At 59.3% G+C, this 25,233-nt stretch carries 1 protein-coding gene; it reads right to left on the bottom strand.

Features of this window, described 5'->3' with window-relative positions:
- Positions 1 to 53: 53 nt before the first annotated feature.
- Positions 54 to 24,911: a leukotoxin LktA family filamentous adhesin gene (locus GRX76_RS18020; RefSeq protein ID WP_160154554.1), complete on the bottom strand. Its 24,858-nt coding sequence runs from the start codon at positions 24,909 to 24,911 to the stop codon at positions 54 to 56.
- Between the last annotated feature and the right edge of the window lie 322 nt (positions 24,912 to 25,233).

Raw genomic sequence — 25,233 nt, forward strand, 5'->3', positions numbered from 1 at the left:
CCCGGCCGGCTACAAACGGCCGGCACTGAATTTTTCTAATGATTAAGCGGCGATCAGTCGCGCATGGCCAGCGCGCCATCCATGGCAACCTCGGCGTAACCGGGCTCCTCAACTTCCGGGTCCAGCTCGCTGTATTCGTCTGGATCCAACCAGTCCACCGGCTGCCAGAAGTATTCCTCAGCGTTGAGGAAGTCCAGCGGATGACTGAACCAGAGACGCTGCAGGTCACGCCCTTCCGCGCGCTCCCCCTGAATCGAGTTTTCCAACTGGTATTCGATAGACAGACGAGAGAAGCCGGGCTCACCCTCAACATATTCGCCTTCCTTGCCCTGATAAGTCAGCACTACCGGGTCGCGGTAACGGGTAACCTGGGCATTGGTGAGCAACAGATTGTCCCGCGTATCCAACCAGAACTCTCCGTAGGGGGTTACCAGCTGACCGCTGACGCCCTGGGGCGAAAGGTCGACATTGTTCAGGGACAACGTCAGCTCACCACTGGTCATATCCAGCGCAGAGTAGACTTCCGCACTTTCCAGGCGGAGGTCACCACTGGTGGCTATGGCGCCGTAGTCGGTGAACAGGCGGTCAATAGTGAGGCGACTGGTGTTATCCACATTCACCCCGACCCACTGCGCCGCTGCACCATCGATACCGGTTAACGTCAGGAAGGTTTCCGCACTGCCCTGGCTATCCACGTTGATATCAATACTGGGGCCCCGGACCTCCAGCGGGCCGGACGTGGTCAGGTTTACCTGATTCAGCTGAACGCCTTCGCCACCAATAAAGGTGCCCTGCGGGACCGTCAGCTGGTTAGCCAGCAGGAAGCCATCTATCCACAGGTGCGGCGTGCCAATCAATTCCTCGATATCCACGTCGCCAAACGCGCGAATCCGCACGTCCCCATTTTGCGCAGACAGCAGTTCTGCGTGGGCGTCATTCAGCAGGATCAGGTTGATGTCACCATCATCACTGACGGCGGACAGCCAGGGCAGATCCATCACCAGAGGGGCACCGATACCGGTAGCGGCGCTGAAGTAGCCGCGGCCACCGATAACGCCCTGTAAGTGCAGGTCGGAGTCACTGCGCCCGAGTATGCTGCCTTCGGTGCTCAGGTCGAAGGCGTAGTCGCCACTCCAGCTGCTACTGAGTGAGGACAGCAACATGTCTTCACGGCTGTGAACCCGAAGCGCACCCTGAGCCTCCATTCGACTGCCTGCGCCCATGGTCCAGCGGTTGGTGTCGATATCGACCGCACCACCGACCTTGACGAGCGTGGACGCGGCCTGACTGATATCGCCAGCCGCGCTCAGAGTCAAAGCACCACCGGTGTAAATGTTGCGTTGCAGTGCAACATCGCCACCACTTTGCAACAACAGATCGCCGCCCAGGTTGAGCTGCTGCAGCTCCGCGTCGCCATCCAGTGCTACACGGCCACTGCCAACCACTTGCAGGCGAGCGTCGCTGGCCATCTGCCAACTGTCTGCCCGCGCAGCAAAATCCCCGTGCACCACGAGGCGCTGCCCTTCAGCCTGAACCAGAGCCGCTGCGGCATCCACTTCCAGGCTGGCAAAGACCTCTGCCCGCTCATTGAGCTGTACGCCAGCGCCGCTAACCAGGCTCGCGTCACCACTGCCGATAAACTGGGCAAGCACAATATCGCCAGCACTGTCGATTTCAGTGGTACCGCCAACCTGTAACAGGCTGCCAGCCCCCATTTGCCAACTGGCTAACTGCGCAACAAGGCTGCCGGCATTATTCAGTTGGCGACCTTCCTGCAGCAACAGAGTGCCATCTGCGCTGATTGCACTATTGCCACCAATGGTCACATCGCTGAACAGCGCCACATCGCCGCCAGCAACCAGTGACAGATCACCGTCCAGCGACAGGTCGCTGTTCAGGGTCCAGCTGCCGCCGCTGACAATATCGGCACTGCCGGCGAGATCCAGCGTGTGCAGTACCTGTCCATCGCGAGTGCGAATGATGGTATCGCCCAACACTTCCAGTAGAGCCTCGTCGCCCATCTCAAAGCGCTGCCCGTCCAGAGTGAAATCACCGTTTGTATGCATAGTGCGTGCGGCCGCAAGTGACACAGCGCCCTCTGCATTCAGCTGAATATCCCCCGCTGCGGTCACGTTATCCCGCAAGGCAATAGCGCCGCTGGCACTCAGCAATGAAAGTGCATCGCTCGCCGCCAGGGTATACAGGGAAATATCACCATCACTTTCCAGTGCGAAATGACCACCGCTCTGCAACAGACTGTTATCGCCCGCATACCAGCTGGCCGCCGCCACAACAACATCCCCAGCGCTGACAAACTGCGTCAGTGCCGACTGCGCCACATCACCACGGAGAGTGAAATCAGCACTTGCAACGGTGACGTCATCGACCAGCGTCAAGTTGTCGCCATCGACGATGGTTAGCGATCCGCTGAAGTCTGCAGTTTCGCTAAAGGTGATATCGCCACCGGCAGTCAGCTCGCTGTTGCCACCGATGGTCAGCAGTGCGAATTCTTGTGTTGCATCGGTCTCGGCGGTGAAGTCGCCGATCAGATTCAGCTGAGCACCACTGCCCATGGTGAAGCCGTTGCCGTTAAGGATCAGACTCGCACCGCCCTGCAGCAAGGCTGCGTCATTCATGGCGATGGCGTCGACAGCCTGCAAGGTAACGGTATCTGCAGCGATCAGAGATTCGCGCAGAGCAATGCCGGCACCGCTGTCGAGCGCCACGGTGCCGCTACTAGAAAGCTGCGCCATATCCATACCGGCGGCTGTGGTGATCGCCAGAGCACCGCCGGTTTGCAGCAGTGCACCGTCACCCATACTCCAGCTGTTAGCAGAAGCCAGCAGATCGCCATCAAGCGCGAAGGTTTGTGCCGCTGTCTGCGATACATCTCCGCGCAAAGTCAGATCTGCGCTTGCCGCGTTGACGTCACCGATCAGCATCAGGCTGTCACCGTCGACGATGGTCAGAGCACCGGTCAGGTCTGCAGTTTCATTGAATGCGATGTCGCCACCGGCAGTGAGCTGGGCATTACCGCCAATGGTCAGCAGTGCGAAGTCTTGTTCTACATCGGTCTCGGCGGTGAAGTCGCCGACCAGAATCAGCTGAGCACCACTGCCCATGGTGAAGCTGTTGCCGTTAAGTACCAGGCTCGCACCGCCCTGCAGCAGCGCCACGTCACTCATGGCGATAGCGTCTACTGCCTGCAGGGTAATGCTATCTACTGCGACCAGGGATTCACGGAGAGCAACACCAGCACCGCTGTTGAGCGCAACGGTGGTGCCGCTATTCAGCTGCGCCAGATCCATACCGGCTGCCGTGGTAATCGCCAGAGCACCACCGGTTTGCAGCAGAGCACCTTCACCCATGCTCCAGCTGTTAGCGGAAGCCAGCAGATCGCCATCAAGCGCGAAAGTTTGTGCCGCAGACTGGGTGACATCGCCGCGCAGGGTGAGATCAGCGCTTGCCGCGTTGACGTCACCGACCAGTGCCAGATTGTTGCCATCAACGATGGTCAGGGCACCAGTCAGATCTGCGGTTTCATTGAACGCGATATCGCCACCGGCAGTAAGCTGGGTGTTGCCACCAACAGTCAGCAGCGCAAGCTGTTGGTCGGCAGCAGTTTCGGCGGTGAAAGCGCCGACCAGGTTCAGCTGAGCGCTGTTGCCCATGGTGAAGCTGTTGCCGTTGAGGATCAGATTCGCACCGCCCTGCAGCAGCGCCGCGTCACTCATGGTGATAGCGTCGGCTGCCTGCAGGATTATGTTATCGACTGCGATCAAGGATTCGCGCAGAGCAATACCGGCACCACTGTTGAGAATGACGGTAGCGCCGCTAGCCAGCTGCGCCAGATCCATTTCCGTTACGGTGGTGATTGCCACAGCACCACCACTTTGCAGCAACGCGCCGTCACCCATGCTCCAGCTGTTAGCGGAAGCCTGCAGATTGCCATCAAGCGCGAAGGTTTGTGCCGCTGTCTGCGATACATCTCCGCGCAAAGTCAGATCTGCACCTGCCGCGTTGACGTCACCGATCAGCACCAGATTGTTGCCATCGACGATGGTCAGGGCACCAGTCAAATCTGCAGTTTCATTGAATGCGATATCGTCACCGGCGGTGAGCTGGGTATTGCCACCAACGGTCAGCAGTGCGAAGTCTTGTTCAGCATCGGTCTCTGCAGTGAGGCCACCGACCAGATTCAGCTGAGCGCTGCTGCCCATGGTGAAGCTGTTGCCGTTAAGCACAAGGTTCGCACCGCCCTGCAGCAGAGCAGCGTCATTCATGGCGATAGCGTCTACTGCCTGCAGGGTAACGCTGTCTGCGGCGATCAGGGATTCGCGCAGAGCAATACCGGCACCGCTGTTGAGAATGACGGTAGTACCGCTAGCCAGCTGCGCCAGATCCATTCCCGTTACAGTGGTGATTGCCGTAGAACCACCGATTTGCAGCAGAGCACCTTCACCCATGCTCCAGCTGTTCGCGGAAGCCAGCAGGTCGCCATCAAGCGCGAAGGTTTGTGCCGCAGTCTGCGATACCTTACCGCGCAGAGTCAGATCAGCGCTTGCCGCGTTGACGTCACCGACCAGCACCAGGCTGTCACCGTCGACGATGGCCAGAGCACCGGTCAGGTCTGCGGTTTCATTGAACGCGATATCGCCACCGGCAGTGAGCTGGGCATTGCCACCAACGGTCAGCAGCGCGAAGTCTTGTTCTGCATCAGTACCGACAGTGAAGTCGCCGACCAGATTCAGCTGAGCGCTGCTACCCATGATGAAGCTGTTGCCGTTAAGCACCAGGTTCGCACCGCCCTGCAGCAGAGCAGCGTCATTCATGGCGATGGTGTCTACTGCCTGCAGGTTAACGCTGTCTGCGGCGATCAGGGATTCGCGCAGAGCAATACCGGCACCGCTGTTGAGCGCAACGGTGGCGCCGCTATTCAGCTCCGCCAGATCCATACCAGCTGCCGTGGTGATCGCCAGAGCACCACCGGTTTGCAGCAGTGCGCCGTCACCCATGCTCCAGCTGTTACCGGAAGCCAGCAGGTCGCCATCGAGCGCAAAACTTTGTGCTGCAGACTGGATGACATCGCCACGCAGGGTGAGATCAGCGCTTGCCGCATTAACGTTGCCGACCAGCACCAGGCTGTCACCGTCGACGATGGCCAGAGCACCGGTCAGGTCTGCGGTTTCATTGAACGCGATATCGCCACCGGCAGTGAGCTGGGTATTGCCACCAACAGTCAGCAGCGCAAAGCTTTGTTCAGCATCAGTATCGGCTGTGAAGTTGCCGACCAGGTTCAGCTGAGCACCACTGCCCATGGTGAAGCTGTTACCGTTGAGGATCAGGTTCGCACCGCCCTGTAACAGTGCAGCGTCACTCATGAAAATGGCGTCGACTGCCTGCAGGGTAACGCTATCTGCTGTGATCAAGGATTCGCGCAGAGCAATACCGGCACCGCTGTTGAGAATGACGGTAGTACCGCTAGCCAGCTGCGCCAGATCCATTCCCGTTACAGTGGTGATTGCCGTAGAACCACCGGTTTGCAGCAGAGCACCTTCACCCATGCTCCAGCTATTGGCGGAAGCCAGCAGGTCGCCATCGAACGCAAAGGTTTGTGCCGCAGACTGGGTGACATCGCCACGCAGGGCGAGATCAGCGCTTGCCGCACTAACGTCACCGACCAGCACCAGGCTGTCACCGTCGACGATGGCCAGAGCACCGGCCAGGTCTGCGGTTTCATTGAATGTGATATCGCCACCGGCAGTGAGCTGGGTATTGCCACCAACGGTCAGCAGCGCGAAGTCTTGTTCAGCATCAGTACCGACAGTGAAGTCGCCGACCAGATTCAGCTGAGCGCTGCTGCCCATGGTGAAGCTGTTACCGTTGAGGATCAGGTTCGCACCGCCCTGTAGCAGCGCCGCGTCACTCATGGCGATAGCGTCGACTGCCTGCAGGGTAACGCTGTCTGCTGTGATCAAGGATTCGCGCAGAGCAATACCGGTACCGCTGTTGAGCGCAACGGTAGCACCGCTATCCAACTGCGCCAGATCCATACCAGCTGCCGTGGTGATCGCAAGAGTGCCACCGGTTTGCAGCAACGCACCGTCGCCCATGCTCCAGCTATTGGAAGAGGCTAGCAGGTCGCCAGCGAGCGCGAAGGTTTGTGCTGCAGACTGGGTGACGTCACCGCTCAGGGTGAAATCAGCGCTTGCCGCATTGACGTCACCGACCAGCATCAGGTTGTCACCGTCGACGATGGCCAGAGCACCGGTCAGGTCTGCGGTTTCATTGAATGCGATATCGCCACCGGCGGTCAGCTGGGTATTGCCACCAACAGTCAGCAGCGCAAAGCGTTGTTCAGCATCGGTCTCGGCAGTGAAGTCGCCGACCAGATCCAATTGAGCACCACTGCCCATGGTGAAGCTGTTGCCGTTGAGAATCAGGTTCGCACCGCCCTGCAACAGACCAGCGTCACTCATAGCAATGGCATCGACTGCCTGCAGGGTTATGTTATCGGCTGCGATCAAGGATTCACGCAGAGCAATTCCAGCACCGCTATCGAGCGCAACGGTGGCGCCGCTATTCAGCTGCGCCAGATCCATACCGGCTGCCGTGGTGATCGCCAGAGCACCACCGGATTGCAGCAGTGCATTGTCATTCATTCTCCAGCTGTTCGCGGAGGCATCCAGCACGCCGCTGATGGCAAAGACTTGCGCCGCAGATTGAGAAATGTCACCGCGCAAACTCAGGTCGGCATCGGCCGAACTCAGGGTTCCCACAGCAACATCACCGATAAGAGACAGGTTGCCGCCGTCGGTGATTGTCAGAGCACCACCGAAATCCGCCGTATCGTTGAAATAAATATCGCCACCGGCCGTCAGCAGCGAAGCGCCCTCGATATCCAGTAGTGCGAATTGCTGATCGCCCGCGGTGGCCGCCTCGAAGTCACCGGCTACCTGCAGGCTGGCTGCCGCATCCATAACCAGACTGGCGGCATCCACAAACAGGTTAGCGTTGGTGGTCAATGCATTGTTAAACGCCAGATCGCCACCGGCGTTGAGCGCAATCCCGCTCGCACTATCAATATTGTCCAGCGTCATGTTGCCGCTAGTGGTGAGCTGTACTGAACCCGCGAGGGACTGCAGCCGAGCACCGGCACCCATGCTCCAGCTATCGGCACTGCCGATCACATTGCCGTAACTTACGAGAGACTGGCCCGCAGACTGACTGACCGCGCCGCGGGCAGTCAGGTCGACGCCGCCGACAGAGATCGCGTTGCCAACCGCCACATCCCCGACGAAAGACACATCTGCGGCATCAGTAATCAGCAGGCCCCCGGCAATATTGCCGGTCTCGCTGAATGTCATATTACCGAGACTGCTCAGAGTGACATCGTCACCGGCAACCAGCTGGGCGAAGCGGATACTGTCGGCAGATTGCAATTGCAGCTTGCCGCGCGTACGTACCAGGCTACTGCTACCCGCATTGAAGCTGCCCAGGGTTGCCGTTGTGCCCGCAATACCACGCAGCGCGCCGAAAATATCAAACAGCACATCGTCTGCGACCATCACCGCGCCATCGGCTTCCAGCAACATGTCGGCGCCGCTCACCGCGGAGCCCACGGTGGTGGTGTTCTGGAAATTGAGATCGCCGCCGGCATCTATGGTGAGAGCGGCAGCGGTGGTCAGCAATCCAAAGCTGCTGTCATCGGACAGGGTAAATTCTGCCGAGCTACCGCTCTGCAGCAGGCTGGTTGCATCGGCGTTCCAGGCGGAAGCCACAACCGTCATCGCATCGGAGCTGGTGAGCTGCTGGCCAGCGGCTTGTGAAACCACACCGTCGACATCGATCAACAGATAATTGGCCGCGGCGGAACCCACACCTACACTGCCGTTAAATGCCAAATCGGCAGCGCCGGAAATATCCAGGAAGCCACCGATATCCGTACTGTCATTGAAGGCAATGTCGTCACCGGCAATCACCGTCATGTCACCGCCGACCGTAAGCTCTGCAAATTCCTGGCCCGCCAGCGTTTCCACTCCGACGTCGCCGTCCACCATCAGGTGACTGCCCACCCCCATATTCCAGCTGTTGGCTTGTGCCAGGGTGCCGCCAATTCCGCGCAGGCTTCCCGCCACGTCCAGCAGCACGGCGTCTACTACCGTCACGTCACCGCCGGTATTCAGCGCAAGGTCGCTACCTACAGTGGTGTCGGCGAGGAATGTCACATCGCCATCACTGTCAACCTGCAACGTACCGATAATATTCAGTGCACCGAATTCTGCACCGCTCATACCGAGATCAAAAGCAGCACCATTCGCAGAAATAAGCTGGCTATTTACATCCGCCAACAGGCCAGTGGCGGTCACATTGATCGAGCCCGCGTCGACCGTACTTGCATCCGCCAGGGTAAACAGATTGCCATTGCTCACCAGGAAGGCACCGCTGCTATAGGCGCTGCCCCCCAGTGCCACATTGCCGCTGCCGCCATTCAATGCAATGGAAACCGCGCGCGCGCCTGCGCTGCCAATATCGCCCTGCACTTCCAGTCCATCGTTCGCATCGAGCGAGACCGCAGCACTGCCGAACAGATTACCGGTAACGAGGATGGCGTTACCTTCCAGGTCGATATTCCCCGCATTGACGCTGCCGAGTGTCAGCATCGCCTGCGCATCGGCAAACACATTGGCTGCGTTCAACTGCGCCGCATTGATGCTGCCACTGACGTTATCGATCAGGTTCAGTGCAGTAAGACTGATATCGCCACCGGCAATCAGCGTCTGCAGATCCAGGCTGTCGATTGCCGTCAGGGTCATGTCGCCCTCGGAACGCAGCTCGGTTGCCGCAGCCATCGCCATGCTCTGGGCATCCGCCAGCAGGCGGGCGCTACCACCACTGGACGCGCTGGTATAGGCCACGTCCACGTCGCCATTGAATTGCAGATGGCCACTCGCCACCAGGTCCAGTTCACCACTGGTGGTGACGTTACCCAGAGTCATGCCGCCCGCCGTCGCGTCGAAATCGCCGCTGCCGATGGTGATGTCGTGGGTATCGAGAGTGATGTTGTCCGCTTCGAATTTCGCCAGGCCGTTGACCTCAACGATGCCGGTAACTGAAGTGAAAATATCACCCGCGGCATACAGGTCGAGTGCGTCTGCGCGCAAGTCGCCAAACAGCACCAGATCGCCGCTGGCATCGATGCTCATGACGCCGGTGGTCCCGCCGGCAATTGCCGCTTCCGAGGTGTCGGCGATATTCAGCCAGGCATCGCCGGCACCGAAGGCCAACTGGCCGCCGCCGGACATTCGCAGGTTCAATGCCTGTGTGGAAGAGCCAAGATTGTGGTCTGTGTAAAGGCCGAGACGGCTGCCGGAGATTACGCTCTCGCTATCGAGACCGACAATGTCGTCACTGCTCACCATCCAGATGCGATCACCGGCACTGACCGCATCGACGACGAGGTCGGCGCCTGTCTGGGTCACATAGAGGCTGCCGGCAGCGCCAGCCTGGCGCAGCACGCCGGAAAGCTGCAGTTTGAGATTGCTGCTGCCCGCGCCGATATCCCCCTGGGTATTGGCGATATACAAATCCCGCGCGGAAATATTGAAGCCCGATGATGCTGCACTGATGGAACCGTTCACTGCCAGGCGCACATCACTGGTACTTGAAGTGATATTGCCGATAGTTAGACCGCTGGCAGATTCGATATAGATTTCGTCGCTCGCGCTGACATTCAGTTCACCGGTGGTATCGATCTTGATCGGATCCACCTGCGACACGCTGAAGGTCACCAGATCGCCGTTTTCGGTTGTTTCGATATCGCCGGGGCCCGCTTCCAACAGCGCGATTTTCTGCGCGTCGGTAATCACCGGATTGTTGCGATCGATGGAGAACACCAGGTCCGCGAGATCCTGGCCCACACTACCGCCGTTGACGGCGATATGCAGGTTCGGCGCAACGATATTGGCTTCACGGCTCGACAACGTAGCCTGGGCATCCGCATTCAGCGCTGCCGCGTTGATGCTGATATCCAACTGGCTCTGGCTCCACTGGGAGCCCTCGGTGAGACCGGCATACCAGCTGGAAGTGTCGTCGATCTCCAACGTAAAACTGCTGTCGTAGCTGCTGGTGAACAGGTCGCCGTAGTCGTACCCCTCAAGCGTGCCTTTCTGCTCCAAACCGATGGCATCGGCGGCATCGGCATAGGTATCCGGTGCCGCGACCTGATCGGCAAACCAGTCTTCCAGACCGAAGAATTCCGCCTTCGCCGCCGCAGTCGCTTCCGCATCGGTGGAAACACCGTAGCGGGATTTGAAGCTGTCCATAAACGCCGCGTTGATGGTGAAACCCGCTTCACTATCGTCATCCAGGCGCTGCTTGATCAACCAGTAGGTGTGGTAGTTACCAGTGAACTGGTTCTCGTAGCCGGTAACGGCCACTTCACCCGCACTGCCGTCCTGAATGCCAAGGCGATCCCATACGGATTGCAGGTAGGCCAGTTCCTCATCGGATTTCTCGTTCTGGCCGATACCGTTCAACAGGCTGCCGTTACCGAGGCCGATGACCACATCCTCACTGGCAGAAATGGTGTTCACGGCGAGGTCGCCCACGGCCTGATAAATCGCAATATCGTCCGCGGCTTCCAGGGTGACTTCGTTGACGTCCACATTGATGTAGTCGTAAGTCGCGCTGTCGCCGATGGTACCGACACTGCCAATGCTGCCGGAATAGCTCACCAGGTTCAGGGTATCGCCCTGAATATGAACGCCGCTGCCGACGCCGCTCAATCCCTTGTCCACAGAGCCGACGATGTCGTACTGCGCAGCAAAGCGCTCCAGATTCACCGCACCGGATTTACCGGTGATATCGAAATACAGAGAGCCGCCGTTGGCATCCAGCGATACGGTTCCGGTGGTGATGTTAAGCGGATCTTCCAGCGTGCCCAGGTCACCCTGCCCGGCATACAGGCGCAGGATATCGGCATTGAACGAGGCGCCGGTGCCGGTGGTCAGGCTGGCACTGGTGTTGATGTCGGTGGTACCCAGCGGGTTGTAGATGTTGCCGTTGATGATCACGCCGGCGCTGGAATCGATATCGATACTGCCGGTGCCGACACCGGTAAACGAAATACCGATGGTGTTATCCGCCTTCACAAAGGTGTGCGCGGACATGCCCAGCTCGTAGGGGATATAGGTGCCCGGGTCGGTATTGGTCCAGTTGGAGCCGTAGTAATCCGAGTAGCTGTAACCGATGCCCCACCGGTAGCGGCTGATACTGGTGGCAGAAAGCTCCTGCTGGATAAAGTCGGTGGCAGAGCCATTGGTACAGGCGCCCCGGAAGGCGCTGCAGCTGGTGTAATAGCTGGCACCCAGATTCCACTCCAGCGCGCCGCCGGCGCCGGTGCCCTGCCAGGTGCCCACGGTGTCGGGGTACTTGGCCAGGTAGCCATCCGGGAAGTCAACGTAAGAGCGGCTGACGGAAGCGTCTTCGCGCATGTAATACAACTGGCCGGCGAGCGGGTTATAGGTGGTGCTGGAAGTCGTACCGGTACCACCGCTGGCGCCCAGGTAGGTGCCGTCTTCCCAGCTGGCGGCATAGGAAGTGGTTTCGTACTCCTGGATCTGGCCGCCAGGGCTGTGCACGTACCAGTGGCTGAAGTAGTCATTACTACCGCCGCCTTGACTACGCATGTTCTTGCGGAAGTTGTGATCGGTAATGCGCACGATACCCACGGCATCGTCGCCCGCATCCAGGCTGTTGATCACCAGTTGGGTATTCGAGTAGTTATCGATGTCGATCTGGCCGAGGCCGTCGCGCACCAGGATCTTGCCGTCTTCACTGGTGGAAGAAACCATCGCGTTGATCGACAGGTAGCCGCCACCGGATACCGGCACATCGTCCACCAGCAACTGCTTGCTGGCCACATCGTAGGTCAGGGTGATGCCCTCGGCACCGCTGATCTTGCTGACCTGCGGATCGATGTAGATATAGCGATCTTCGAACGGCGTTTGAAAGTAGTTGATGTAATTCGGGTTATTCACACGCAGCCGGCCGCCGGGGGTCAATGCGATCTGGTCACCGTCGGACAGGCCGGCATAGCGGATGTACTCAGCGATGGCCGCATCGAAACCACTGCCCACCGTGACCGACCAATTATTTTCGGTGCCCACTTCAATGGTGCCATTGATGTCCACCCGTCTGGCATTGATCACCACCTTCTCGCCAACAATGGTGGCACCGGGCGCACCAAGGTCGCTTTTCACCGATGAGTAGCTAGCGCTCTGAATCAGATTGCCCGTTTTGTCGTACACCGGCTGGAATTTCCAGTGGCGTCCGCCGCGGCTGGAGCTGTCGGACTTGAACTTCAAATCCACCGCGTCACCGCCGCCGTATTCCTGGGAGTCACTGAAGCCCCAGTTGAAGAACACGTGTATCCAGTCGTAGTCGGCGTTGTCGTCCGAAGGATTGTCGAAGTAGCTGTGTTCGTTGTTGTAAGCAGTGCCGCCAATATGACATTCGTTAGCGGTGGCGCACGCATAGAACCAGTTGTTGAACTCGTTGATGCCCACGGCATCGATATCCGCTTCGTAGCGATCGCTGATCCAGTAATGCACGAAGTCATATGCATTGGTGGGCTTCCACTTGTCGGTGAAGTTCACCAGCGAAGCTGGAGAGCGCCCATAGGAAACATCCGCATTGCCGGCGTTTACCACCAGCGAGCCTCTCTCCACAGTGATATTGATGGTATTGGCAGAAACCGCCGACTGCTGTAGCAGGTCGCCCTCTTTCAGGGTGATATCTACCGTGGACAGCAGGTTGGTGATGTTGCCGTCGACGATCACATCGGAATTCAGGTAATTCGTGCCCGACGGATTGTGGGTGATATGAATACCGGAGCTGACGCCGGTAGTGGTGCTGTTTTCCTCGGTGATATAGCTGCTGTCGAGGCTGGCACCGCCGGTGACGTACACATTGCCGCCAGTCTGGTTGGCAATATACAGGTTGCCCACCAACAGGTGCTGGTCGTCGCGGTTGTTGATATCGATATAGGCATCGCCGCGCGCGGTGACCATGGGGTTATTGCCAAAACCACCCTGCAGGTCGATGGCATCCGCCACCAGGCTCACGTTGCCCGCAGACGCCGCGATACCGGTCACCGAGATCACATTGTTTTCCTGCTCGGACAGATCGCTCAGGATCACGTTCAGGTTGGCGATCTCGGTCTTCAGCGCATTGATTTCATCCAGGTAGGGATTTTCACCGCTGTCACCGCTGGTACTGGTGCCACCGACACTGCCGCTGCCGCCAGTGCCACTGTCGTCGCTGCCATCGGTGGCGGTACCGGTTGTAGTGGTGGTATCAGCGGTCCAGTTTTCGTATTCATCCACCAGCGTCTGCAGCTCGTCGATATAGGCCTGCAGGCTGGCGCGGGAGGAGTATTTGTCCGACAGCTGCTCCGCCACACCGTAGCCGGCAAGCTGGGAAGTGATATTGCCGCTGTCGTCGATATCCACCCACTGATAGGCGTTCTGACCGGCGACAATATTGCCGGAACCCTCGAATACCAGGGTGGAATTGGCGTTGGTATCGCTGGAGCCGAAAGTGGTTTCGGTAGAGAAGAGCTCGAGATAAGGGTTGCGCTCGACGCCGTCGGCATTGGCGTATAGCGAGCCCTCGTTGGCCTCGACGTTTACATGGCCATCGCTGCCGACATCGATATCGTCGCCCAGGATCACCTTGTTGGTGAGATTGATATCCGCGTTGGCCGAATTGCCCGCGGGAATAGGTACCGCGGTCCAGTTGTACACATTGGTGCGCGCGTCGGCGGACAGCTGGTTTTCCGCCAGATAGTTGGAGCCGCGCCCGGCATAAATACCGATATCGCCGTAGCCGTTGATGATAACGTCTTGCCCGATATCCACCTTGTTGGTGACGGTGATATCCACATCGGACACACCGCCGGCCACACCGGCAATCGCCCACACCGTGGTCTCGGCCTGGGCGGTGGCGGTACCCGTGGTATAGGTGCCAATACCGATCTCACCCACCGGGTTGTAGATCAGCGCATTGTCACCGATGTTCACCGTGTTGCTGGTGGTGGCGTCGATATCGGATTCGGAACCCGCGCCCTGCAGCGCGCCGCCAACTTTCAATACCGAGGCGTCGTAAACGTTGAAGCGCGAGTGGGCGTCGATAAAGATGCCGTGATCGTACTCGCTGTCGAGCCAGGCCAGGTCACTGATGGCCAGCACGGCGTTTTCGCCGATGGAAACCGTGGCGTCGATACCGGTGAGATCCTGATTGGAAATGGCCGCGGAACCGTTGGCGGCACCGCCGGCACCGGCATTGATGCTGGTCTCGAAGCCGGATGCCGCCGGGCTCTGGATTTGCATCGCGGTGTTGTCGGCTTCGATATCGATTTGCAGCGCTTCGAAGCTGACGTTCTGGCCCAGGGTTACTTCGGCGTCATTGTCGATATCCGAGTTGGACACGGCGCCGGAGCCGCCGACCACCGAGACGGTGGTGGAGTCGGTGCCGGCAAAGAACTGGCTCTCGTGCGCGGCGGACAGGCGCACCTCGCCTCCCATGAGCGGCACGGCAGTATAGCCGGAAGCCCAGTCCGCAATTTCAACGCTAGCAGCCTTGTTATCGCTGGAATTGTTGTAGCTGTTGGCGTTCGAGACCGCTGCGGAACCGGCGTAGTAACCGCCACCACCCGCGGTGGTGAAGCTCTGGTTCTCGTCGTAGTTGTAGGCGTCGAGAATAAAATCGCCGAGACGCAGGGTGGCGTTGGAGATCGGGTTGGAGCCGTATTCCACCCGCGCCGAGGTGCTCGACTCGGCGGTGGAGAAATTGAAACCACCGGCGTACAGGCCCACGAAATAGCCATCGGCATCCGCGTACTGCACCGCGGTATTGCGCGCGTAGACACCGAAATCATTATCCGGAATACGCACGCCGTCGCCAACTTTGGCCACTGCCTGCGAGCGGTTCTCCGCCAGCGCTTCGGAACCCGCGACACCGGCCAGCAGGCCGCCGGATGCCGCAAACGCATTGGCGTCGGCGCTCACGTAATCATCGTCCGAACCATCGCCGGTTTCCGCGCGCATGGTCACGGTGCCTTCACCGGTGAAGTAGGTGCCGTCGGCGGCTTCTGCCACAGCGGTGGCATCGGCAATAGCGTAGGAGAAAGAGCCCCCCATGGAGCCACCCACGGCCACGGTCACGCCGTAGGCTCGTGAGAAGACTTCCGGTACTGCCTGGGCATCAATATTGACCGCGCCGCTACCCGCAGAAATGGTGCCGTATACCGTGGCATTGACGTTGGACTCGTCACGCGCATCGGTAATCACACCCTGCACGCCAGCGAGCAGGCCGCCCGCCAAGGCGAAGGCACTGGTTTTTACCAGACCGCCACTATAGGCATCGAGGTCGATATTGTTGTAACCGTCGATGCTGTGGCCGGTCGCACCCAGCCAGGCATCCACGTCGCTGTTCTTCTCGGCAAAACCGATCGACACACCGATCGCCGCAGCACCAACACTGACACTGAGCGAGCCATCGGTGGGGTCGCCCGGCTTACCGGCATCCAGGTCGCCCACTCTGAGTTCGGTGGTGTCGCGTGCCGATACTGAGAGATCGCCGGTGTCATCACCGGCCGCCGACGTCACGCCCGCCACGGTGCGCAGTTCACTGCGCAAATCGTTATAGCTGATCGCAACGCCAGTGCCGCCGCCGCTGATGACGAAGGATTTCATTTCGCCTGCAGCATCGTCATCGGACACGTCCATCACCTGCGCGTCCACGGTGACGTTGTTGGCGGAGAGATCGGTGTCCACGGTGGCGATGGTCATGTCGTACAGACGGGTGACACCCACCGCACCGCCGATAGCGATACTGCCAAGGGAAGCCGCGCCCAGGCCCTGATAAGTGTGCAGCAGCGTCTGTGCGTCCACATCCAGGGTGTCCGCATTGATAGCGCCGCCGGAGATGCGCGCGGCCACCACACTCTCACCACTCAGCTTCAGCGAATTGCCGGATTCGGTGCTGGTGGCGGTGCTGGGTGCAGAAGTGCTCTCGATGGTGGTACCGCTCTCTTCCTCAATCGCGGCGATATCCGCGCTGGAGAGATGCGGGTTGTAGGCCGCGGTGTCTTCCGCCATCACGCTGTTCGCAGACTGGCGCGAGGGATCGAATTCGTCTTCGGCATTGGTGCCGTCGTCGGTGGTGGTATCGCCCTGGCCGAATAGCGCCACACCAATACTTACCGCCGCGCCCACATTGGTGGAAGCGCCGCCGGCAATGGAGATCATCCAGGCTTCGCGCTGGGCAGTGGCATCCATATCCAGCAGCGCAGTGTCGATTTCCGAACCAACCACTTCCGAGTACACCTGGCTGCGGCCCAGTACCACGTTGGCCACGGCGCCGACACCGACGCTGTTGCCGACACCGATGCCCAGGGTTTCCTGGTCGACATCGAGAATTTCCTGCGCATTGACCACGACGCTGGTGGCATCGCTGCTGCCGTCCTGCCCGATGATCTGGGTAGTGAAGTAGTCGTCGGTGCTGTCGGCGGCGGTACCGTTATCGTGCAGCAGCCCGTGTACCGCCGCTCGGGTCTCGCCTTTGAATTCGGTGACGTTGATCATCGCCGCCACACCGACACCGGTGCTGACACCCGCGCCGAGGGAGTAGCTGTTGACGCTCTCCAGGCGGTCCGCATCCACGGTCACATTGTCGGCCTTGATCAGGGTACTGTCGGCATCGGCGCTATCGTCCAGGTCGTTACCGATCAACGCGGTGCTGTTGCCGCCGAGAATATTCACCGCGAGGCCAATACCCACACCCACGTTGGTGCCAATACCGGCGGAGCCCGCCGCAGAGTTCACATCCTGGCGACGCTCTGCATTCACCACCACATCGCCGGCGGTGACGGTGCTGTCGTGCAGCCATGCCTTGGTGCCGCCCTTCATCAGGTTGATGGTGACCGACGCGGTACCACCAATACCGCCCTCGCCGCCGACACCCGCGGCGACACCGGCGGAAACCGCCTGCGCCAGCTGGGTGGAGTTGGCCTCCAGGGTCAGTTCGTCAGCATTGACGGTGGAATTGTCGATCTCCGCACTGGCGGACTTGCCCATGTGGTTGGTGGTGAAACCGCCCACACCGGAACCACCGAGCGATACTGCGATACCGGCGGAAACGCCCAGACCGTAGTCGTGGCTGGAACCGCGCACCGTGACATCGGCGCCGTCCTGATTGGAAACGCCGCTGTTGATAGTGGCATTCTTGATATAGGCATCGGTGCTGGACTCGAACACATTGGTGGCCACGTTGGCGGTGATCGCCACGTTCTTGCCACCGGAGCCGCCCACAGTAATCGCCTGCTGTTTCACAAAACTGGTGGCATTGACACCAATGCCGGTGATGGCCTGCGTCCCCTCTTTCAGGTTCTGCGAACCAAACGCCGTGGTGAGGTCATCCATGGACACATCGCCGTTACCCACCGCGCTGGAATTGCCGTCGCTGTCCTCATCCGTGGCGGAAAGGTCCGGCAACGCCGTCATGCCAGAGAGCTCACCGTCGAGAATATTGAAGGTGCCCGCGAGACCCAGGGCCTTGACGGTGGCATCTTCGATATACGCCTGGGTCTTGCCGTATTCCACTGCGGTGGAAATGGCGATGGCGCCGGCGCCACCGTTCAGGCCCACGCCCACGGCGCCACTGCCTACCAGGTTTTCGGTATTGGCCAGGGCTTCCACGCCCACGTTGCCGTAGGCATTGATTTTCGCCTTGTCGGCAATACGCGCGGTGACATTGCCGTCCACCACACCGGTGCCGACAGAGGGCGCAACGGAAACCTGCTTGGATGCCGCCACACCGGCATCGATGGTGAGCAGCCAGTTGTCACGCAGCGCTTCCACATAAACGTGCTTGGCGTTGAGTACGGTGCTTAAGTCAGAACTATCGTCGCCGAGAATTTCACTGGTGACATCACTGTCGACACGGTTCACCGCCGCGGCGATACCGCCGGCGGAACCGCTGGCAGAGCCGGCGCCCATCCAGGCGGTGGAGACACTGTCGGTGTAGTCCGCGGACTGCACGCGAATGGTGCCGCCGGTGCTGCTGGCGGAGCCCAGTGCGTTGCTACCCACATTCTTGATCGCCGCCTGCACCGTCTGATCCAGATCGGTAACGCTGAGGGCACCGGCAAAGGCCAGGCCGGAGCTGCCGGTGGAAGCACCGATACCGATGGCATTACCAACCAGCAGGTTGGCGTCGCCGTCGGAACCGCTGGATGCTTTGACGGTAACATCGCCGGAAGCTTCCAGGTCGATATTGCCAATGCGCGCCAGTGTTTCGTGGCCACTGTCACCGATCAGGTTGAGCGCGACCGCAAGACCGGCGGCAAAGCCGGTGCCGGAAGAAATTGCCACGGAGCCGGCCACATTGACCAGGTCCATATCGTTCTGCGCAATCACCGACACATCGTCGGCGTACACGGTGCCATTTTTGTAACCGTCCCAGTCGCCCAGTTCCGCGCGCACGATATTGTTCAGGCTATTCACCGCCACCGAGCCGACGCCCGAGTACTTGCCGGTGGCGACACCGAGGCCCGCGGCCACGGTATACAGCAGCGCCTCATCGCGCGCAGACACATCGATGCTGCTGGCGGCGCTAGTGCTGGTGTTGATGGTGGCGTTTTTGATGATCGCGGTTTTTTCCGTCTGCACATCCGCGTGCGCATAGGACAGGCCGAGGTTGGAACCGCCCGCCTGCAACACGCCGGCTACGGCGATAATGCGTTCGCCTTCACTGCCGTAGCTGTAGGCAGAACCGGTGCCGTCGTCACTGGTGTGGATCTCGGAATTATCGAACGCCGCAGCGCCGCTGAAATCGAAGTCTTCGTTGACCGAACTGGAACCGAGGGAGTCCAGAATCGCGTCCAGGCTGCCGACCTTGGTACCCGCCACATTGACCGCTACCGTATCCGCACCGGTAATGGTGACGTCCTCAAGACGCGCCTTGGTGTCGCCCTTGATGGAGCCGATGGCAAAGCTGCCCATAAAGCCGAAAGAGTTTTCAGCGTTATTGTTGTAGCCAACGCCGGCGGCGCCAATACCTATGCGCTGCAGGCCACGAGCGCTGATGTCGATGGTGTCGAAGTTGTAAATGGCACTGTTAGTAAAGAAAGCATCGTCCGCGTGGGTAACGACCGCTTCCACCGACTTGCCGCTGTACACGTCTTCGTCGTAAGCGGAAGACAACACATTGTTGCCGTCCGGGTTAGAGTCACCAATCAGGTTCGCGGGGTCGTCGATATCCGCAAAGGTGATGGCGAGGCCGAAACCGGTTTTGCCGCCGCCGTACAGGGTACCGCCGCCCACACCGATATCGGTGTTGTTGTAAGCACTTACTTCGAAATCGTTGTCGCCATCACCACTGCCGCTGACGGTGCTGCCTTCCATGCGCGCGGAAGTGCCGTCGCGCACCTGGGCACCGGAAACGGACACGCCGGCGGAGGTGGATTTACCACCGGCGCTTGGCGTATCGATGGCCAGGGCCAGGCCTATGGAGGTGAGCTCACCCCCATGCAGCGCCTGAATGGATAAATCATCGACGTTGCGCACATCGGACTCGATCAGCCACGCCAGCGCATCGTTGAAGCTGATCTGGTAGGCAATGGCGCCGGCCATGGCGCTGGAGGTCGGCGTGGACGCGGACTTGGACAGGTTCAGTGCCGCAGAGCCGGACGCAGAGACGGAAATGATTTTCTGCAGGGCCTGGATATCCAGGTCCAGCTCCTCGCCCGTGTGCCCCTTGATGGTGGCGCCGTCGACGATGGCTTTCGCATCGAGGTTGGATACGGTCACGGTAACACTACCAGCACCGGCAAGGCTGGTCTGGTCGGAGTCCACCGAGGCGGTACCATTGTCACCGGAGCTGGAACTGTCGTTGCTGCCGCTCTGGGAAGCGGAGTCCACTGAGCTGCTACTGGAGCCGGAATTGGCTTCACTCTGGGAGCTGGCCGTGTTGCTTTCCAGATCTCCGGACCAGCCACCAAACTTGCCACCGTACCAGCTTTCGAATTTTTCACCGATACCGGGTTCACCGGTGTCTTCCGTCAGCAGCGCACCGGCCACCGCGACACTGCCGGTGGAGCCACTGGATTTACCCCGCACTTCCACATTGCGCGCAATGATCGCGGGCGAGCTCGGCTGGGAAGGATTGGTGGGCGCGGACGGATCCGGCTGGGATCCATTTTTGAAGCCGACTTTTGCTTCTTCTTTGGAGTTGTCGCCGATAAACGCCTTGGTATCGCCCTGGGTGATATTCGCGGCGATCGCCACACCCACGGCGCTTTCACCAGCGGTCCAGTTCACCGCACCTGCTGCCGCCCAGTTACCCATCTGGTGGTCGGCAGTAATGATCAGGTCATCTGCGCTCACATAGGCGTTATTGGAAAGGGAAGCGTGGGTCAGTGCTTCGCTGTTCAGAATCGCGATCACACCATTGAAGCCGGTGCCGGTCCCCATGCCGGAAGACGGTGTCACCACAAAGTGGCGCTCGTCGGTTTCCGAAGTGACCTTCACATCGCCTGCGGCCGTAATGCTGGCATCGCCGATACCGGCGACCGCCTGGGTGGCCTGCTGCACGAAGGTAATGCTGCCGCCGATGGACTTGCCGTCGTCATTGGTGCCATTACCGTTCGGCAGAATACCCAGGGTGCCGATATTGCCGGCCACATGGGCACTTTCAATCAGATTGTAGGCGCGCACCGCCACCGAGCTGTCAAAGTCGTATTTATAGGTAACGTCTTTGAAGGGTTCGAAATCGCTGAAAATACCGGGGCTGGTGAGACTGGAGTCGAGGTTGTAGGAAACACTCCAGTCGCTGGTGCCGGTGGTGGTGATCTCAACGCCGTCACCGATCCACGCCTTGGTATTGATATCGTTCCACTGCACATTCACCGAACCGCCGTAGGCTTCCTTATCCGCCGCGGCGCCGGCATTGGCGAAGGTGGTGAGAATGTTATTCTGGAGACCGCCGGTACCATTGAATTTGCTGATAACGTCGGACAGGGACTCCCAGCGATCGTAGGTAGAAACGATCGGCATTTTCTGTTCGGAAACCACACCCAGGTTTTGCGCCTTGATAGTGGTGTAGTCACCCACTTCTGCGACCGCATCGCCCTCGTGGATCGCGAAGTTGACGGCGAGCGCCGCGCTCTTTTCCGCGGCGTTGGTCTGCTGCGCGCCGGCACTGCCGTCTTTGGGGGAGGTCACCGCAGTTTCTGCTGAGGTGCGGTAACCGCCCTGGTCGCCACCCACGGCGCCGCGGCCATCACCGCCGATCACCGCGTCGTTGTCGGTACCGAGATCGGTGGCCGCCGCTACCAGCACATTGCCGCTGGCATCAATGGTCGGGGCATCGCTCTGGCCGCTGGCGTTGGTGCCGAGGTAGGCGTAGGCCTCTTTGTCCGAAAGGTTGAGAGAGAAGGACAGACCGCCCTTCCAGTCCACTTTGCCGGAGGAATCACTGGATGCACTGGAGTCCACACCGCCGGGCAGATATTTGGTCAGCAGGCTGGACACACCGCCCTGCACTTTCCCCATGCCGGCCACCAGTTTGGAACCGATAGTGCGCGTGAGAATGCTACCGCCCACCGCGACGCCGGAGTGCACCCGCTGCTCCACGGTGCGATCGAGAGCCACTACGGTGACGTCGCCCACCTGATCGGCGCTGCTGCCGAGATCCGCGCCCATTTCTGCGGTGGCACTGGAATCGAAGTCGCCCACCGCCACGGCGATGCCATAGCGCGTATTGGAAAGTCCGTAGACCGAAGCCGAGGTGTAAAAGCGGTTGAGGTTTTCTGCGGCCAGCAGCAGGTTGTCGGCATCCAGGGTAGCGCCGGTTTCAATCACCGCCTTGGCGTCGACATCCGCCTCACCCACTGCGACGGCAGCCACTACCTTGTTGGATTTGTCAGCTTCCAGCACGAATGCGCTGGAGGAAACATAGGCTTCGTTGTGCGCGGTCACCGCCAGGTCGCCACCGGCGCTGATGGTCGCACCGGATTTGACGGTGGTGGTACTGGTGGCATCACCGCTGACGTAAATACCGGCGAGCGCTGCGGTCAACACGTCGGCGCCCATGACCAGCGCCATGGCCTCGGCCACCGAGTGCGAATCCGCAGACAGGGTGACGTTACCGGCGGCGGTGATATTGGCACCGCTGTTGACGGTGACGGTCGCGTCGGAATCGGCCTCCATATAGTTGAAATCCACACCCGCGAGCGCGGCCACGGTTTTCAGGCCGAGGGTAGTGCCAATTTCTTCGTAGATGGAACTGGTCGACGAACTGTAGGCTTTAGCCGTAACGTTATTGGCTTCGATGGTGCCGGACAGGTCGATGCTGGTTTCGGCCCTGGCTTTGCCATAGCCCACCGCATCGGTTTCACTCGCGGTCAGGTTCACGTCACCGTCGGTGGTACTGCTGTCGCCATCCACCGTATCCAGAACACCGGTGCTGGCGAGGCTAATGTTTTTACCTTTCAGGTCGATGTTACCGACGGTACTGCCGCTACCAGCAGTGCTGGTGAGGCTGCCCGCGACAGTAATCGTGTCAGCCTCCACCGAGATACCTGCAGCGGTAACCGAGGCCGTGGACTCAATGGTGACACTGTCGGCGACAAACTTCAGCAGGCCGCCGTAGAGAATATCTTCGGCCCAGCTCAGGGATGAATCACTGTTCAGGGTCAGAGCGCTGGCATTGAGGCCGGTCAGGTCCAGGGTGTCATCGATATTTGCGGTCAGCAGAATCGATTCGGACGCGTTGAAGGTACCGCTGTTGTAAAAACTATCGACGTCGAGGGAAATATTGTCCGCGTCCAGGGTGGTACCGGAGGTTACCGTGAGACTGCTGCCATTGAAGCTGATGTCTTTGCCGGTGAAATTGAAGTCCGTTCCGCTGCTATTCCAGACAATATCGTCCGAGTCATAGCCGGTTACCGCGGTGCCAGACAACACTATGTCGTTGTCGGTACTAATGGCCAACATGCTGTAGTTCAACATGGAAAGAATGCCATAGTCGGCATCCTTCACCAGGCTGATGGTGCCAAAAGTAGAGGCATCGCTGTCGCCGGCATCAGCAGTTACCGTGCCTTCAACAATGGTATCGCCAGATTCGAGGGTGACGTTGGCAGCCGTCACCGATGCATTTTTGGTAACGGTAATACCCGCAGCGGTAAGACTGAGGTCACCATCAAAGTCCACGTCGGCCGCTAACTTAAAGTCATCGACCCCGGCATTTTTGTATTCGGTATCCGCGGCATTTTTCGCAAATACCATATTGTTGGACGTGGTGAGCGAGAGGCCGTCGGCAGAAATCTTGGCAAAATCAAAAGCCAGGGTGGCACCGGACAGGCCGACCTGACCGAGAGTGGTGCCATCACCTGCAGCCTTGAGCCAGGCATCCGCTTGTACACCATTGGTCGCTGTCAGGGTGATATCTACTGCGGTTACATCAATACCCGCATCGATATCGTCGGCATTGACCTCCAGTGCAAAGCCCAGGTCAACCGCACCACCAGTCTCTTCCCACACAATGTCGCCGGCACTGACGGTCAGACTCGCGGCATTGTCGGTAATGTAGAAATCGTTCACGGTATCGACACGCACGATTGCCGCGGTGATATTGCCGAGATCATCGTAGTCGGCGTCGCCATCCAGCAGCACCGTGCCGGTGCTGCCGTCGGCAGTGGCATCCGCAGAAAGACTGCCATTAATCGCGATATCACTCGCGTGCAGACTGACATCGGAGCCGGAAACAACGTTGCCTGCTGCGATCGATATACTGCCACCGGTGATATCCAGCTGATCGTAGGTATCGAGATTACCCACGATCACCAGGTCACCGGTGCCCGCAGACTCTGCCAACACCACCGCGCCGCTGCCGCCGTCAATTTTGGCGGAGGCACTGTCGATATCAATCAGACCCGCGGTCGCGGTACTGCCATCGTCGGTACCCAGCGCCGTCATATTGCCGCTAATGGTAACTTGTGTATCGGCGGTAATATTGACGTTGCTCGCCAGCACTTCACCGGCAAGATTAATGCTGTCACCAATAAAGGTGGCCACTGTCTCGACGTCGTTGGCCGTTACCGAGTCGCGGGTATCGATAGTTGCCGCACTCGCCACATCAATGGTGTCGGCACTGATGGTAATACCACCGTCGGCCAGCAGATCACCGGCCAGGGAAATGTCCGTGGTAACGCCGGCACCCGCGGCACCAATATAAATACTGCCACCATCCTGCTGCAGCTCGGTGGGTGCGCTGGCATCGCCCACATTGACCTTCGCCGCATCGACATAAATGGCCTGGATAGCGTTACCCGCGGTCAGTACCGCTCCGCTATCCACCACCACCTGATTACCGCGGATATCGACTCCGCTGGCCGTGTTGATTTTGCCGGAAACAGTAACCAGACCACTGGAGGAAACCGCATAGGAATTATCGTCGAGCGCAGTGATTCCATCATCGGAAAATGCCGGCGTACTCAGATCCAGCCAGCTGTCGATTTCACTCTGGGAAGGGGTTTTTACCGAGAACTGCCCCACGTTGATAATCCCGGACGGGCCTACCAGAAAACCATAAGAGCTGGCGAATACCACATTGCCGCCCAGGGTCCCATCCTGGTAGCTGTTCAGTACACCATGCACTTCCGGGCGGCTATTGCGTACGATGTTCACCAGCTGGTCGATATCCTTGTCCAGCTCCAGGTTGACGGTATTCAGATCCCCCACCACGAAGTCATTGAAAACGTTGACTCCGACACTACCGTTTTTGTATTTACTGGTGACCTTCTGGACGTTGCTCCCCAGATCCTCAACATCCGTAAACTTATCCACAGCGTCGATATTGTGGGTCGCCGCAAATAGATTGACCGCCCCCCCGAAAGCAACGCACCCAGAGTTACCGTTTTGCCTGTATGCGTGCGCTTTCTCCAGTTTGGTTCAGCGCTCTGAGTGCGAGTGGCATAGCGAATGGCACGGGCAAGCAGTTGGTGGCGAAAGGGCTTCATGTGTATGGTCCTTGAAAACAGCTGGGAGTGTTTTCGTCGTTTTAATTTTTTTAATGACCGCCAAATGAACGGCCATGTTTATTTCCTTGCTAAAACAGCAAAGCAGTCGCGCCGAAACTACGGCTCACGACTGCTTTCGACCGGGGTGG

Origin of the sequence: Microbulbifer sp. ALW1 (genome assembly GCF_009903625.1) — a bacterium.
Taxonomy (GTDB): Bacteria; Pseudomonadota; Gammaproteobacteria; order Pseudomonadales; family Cellvibrionaceae; genus Microbulbifer.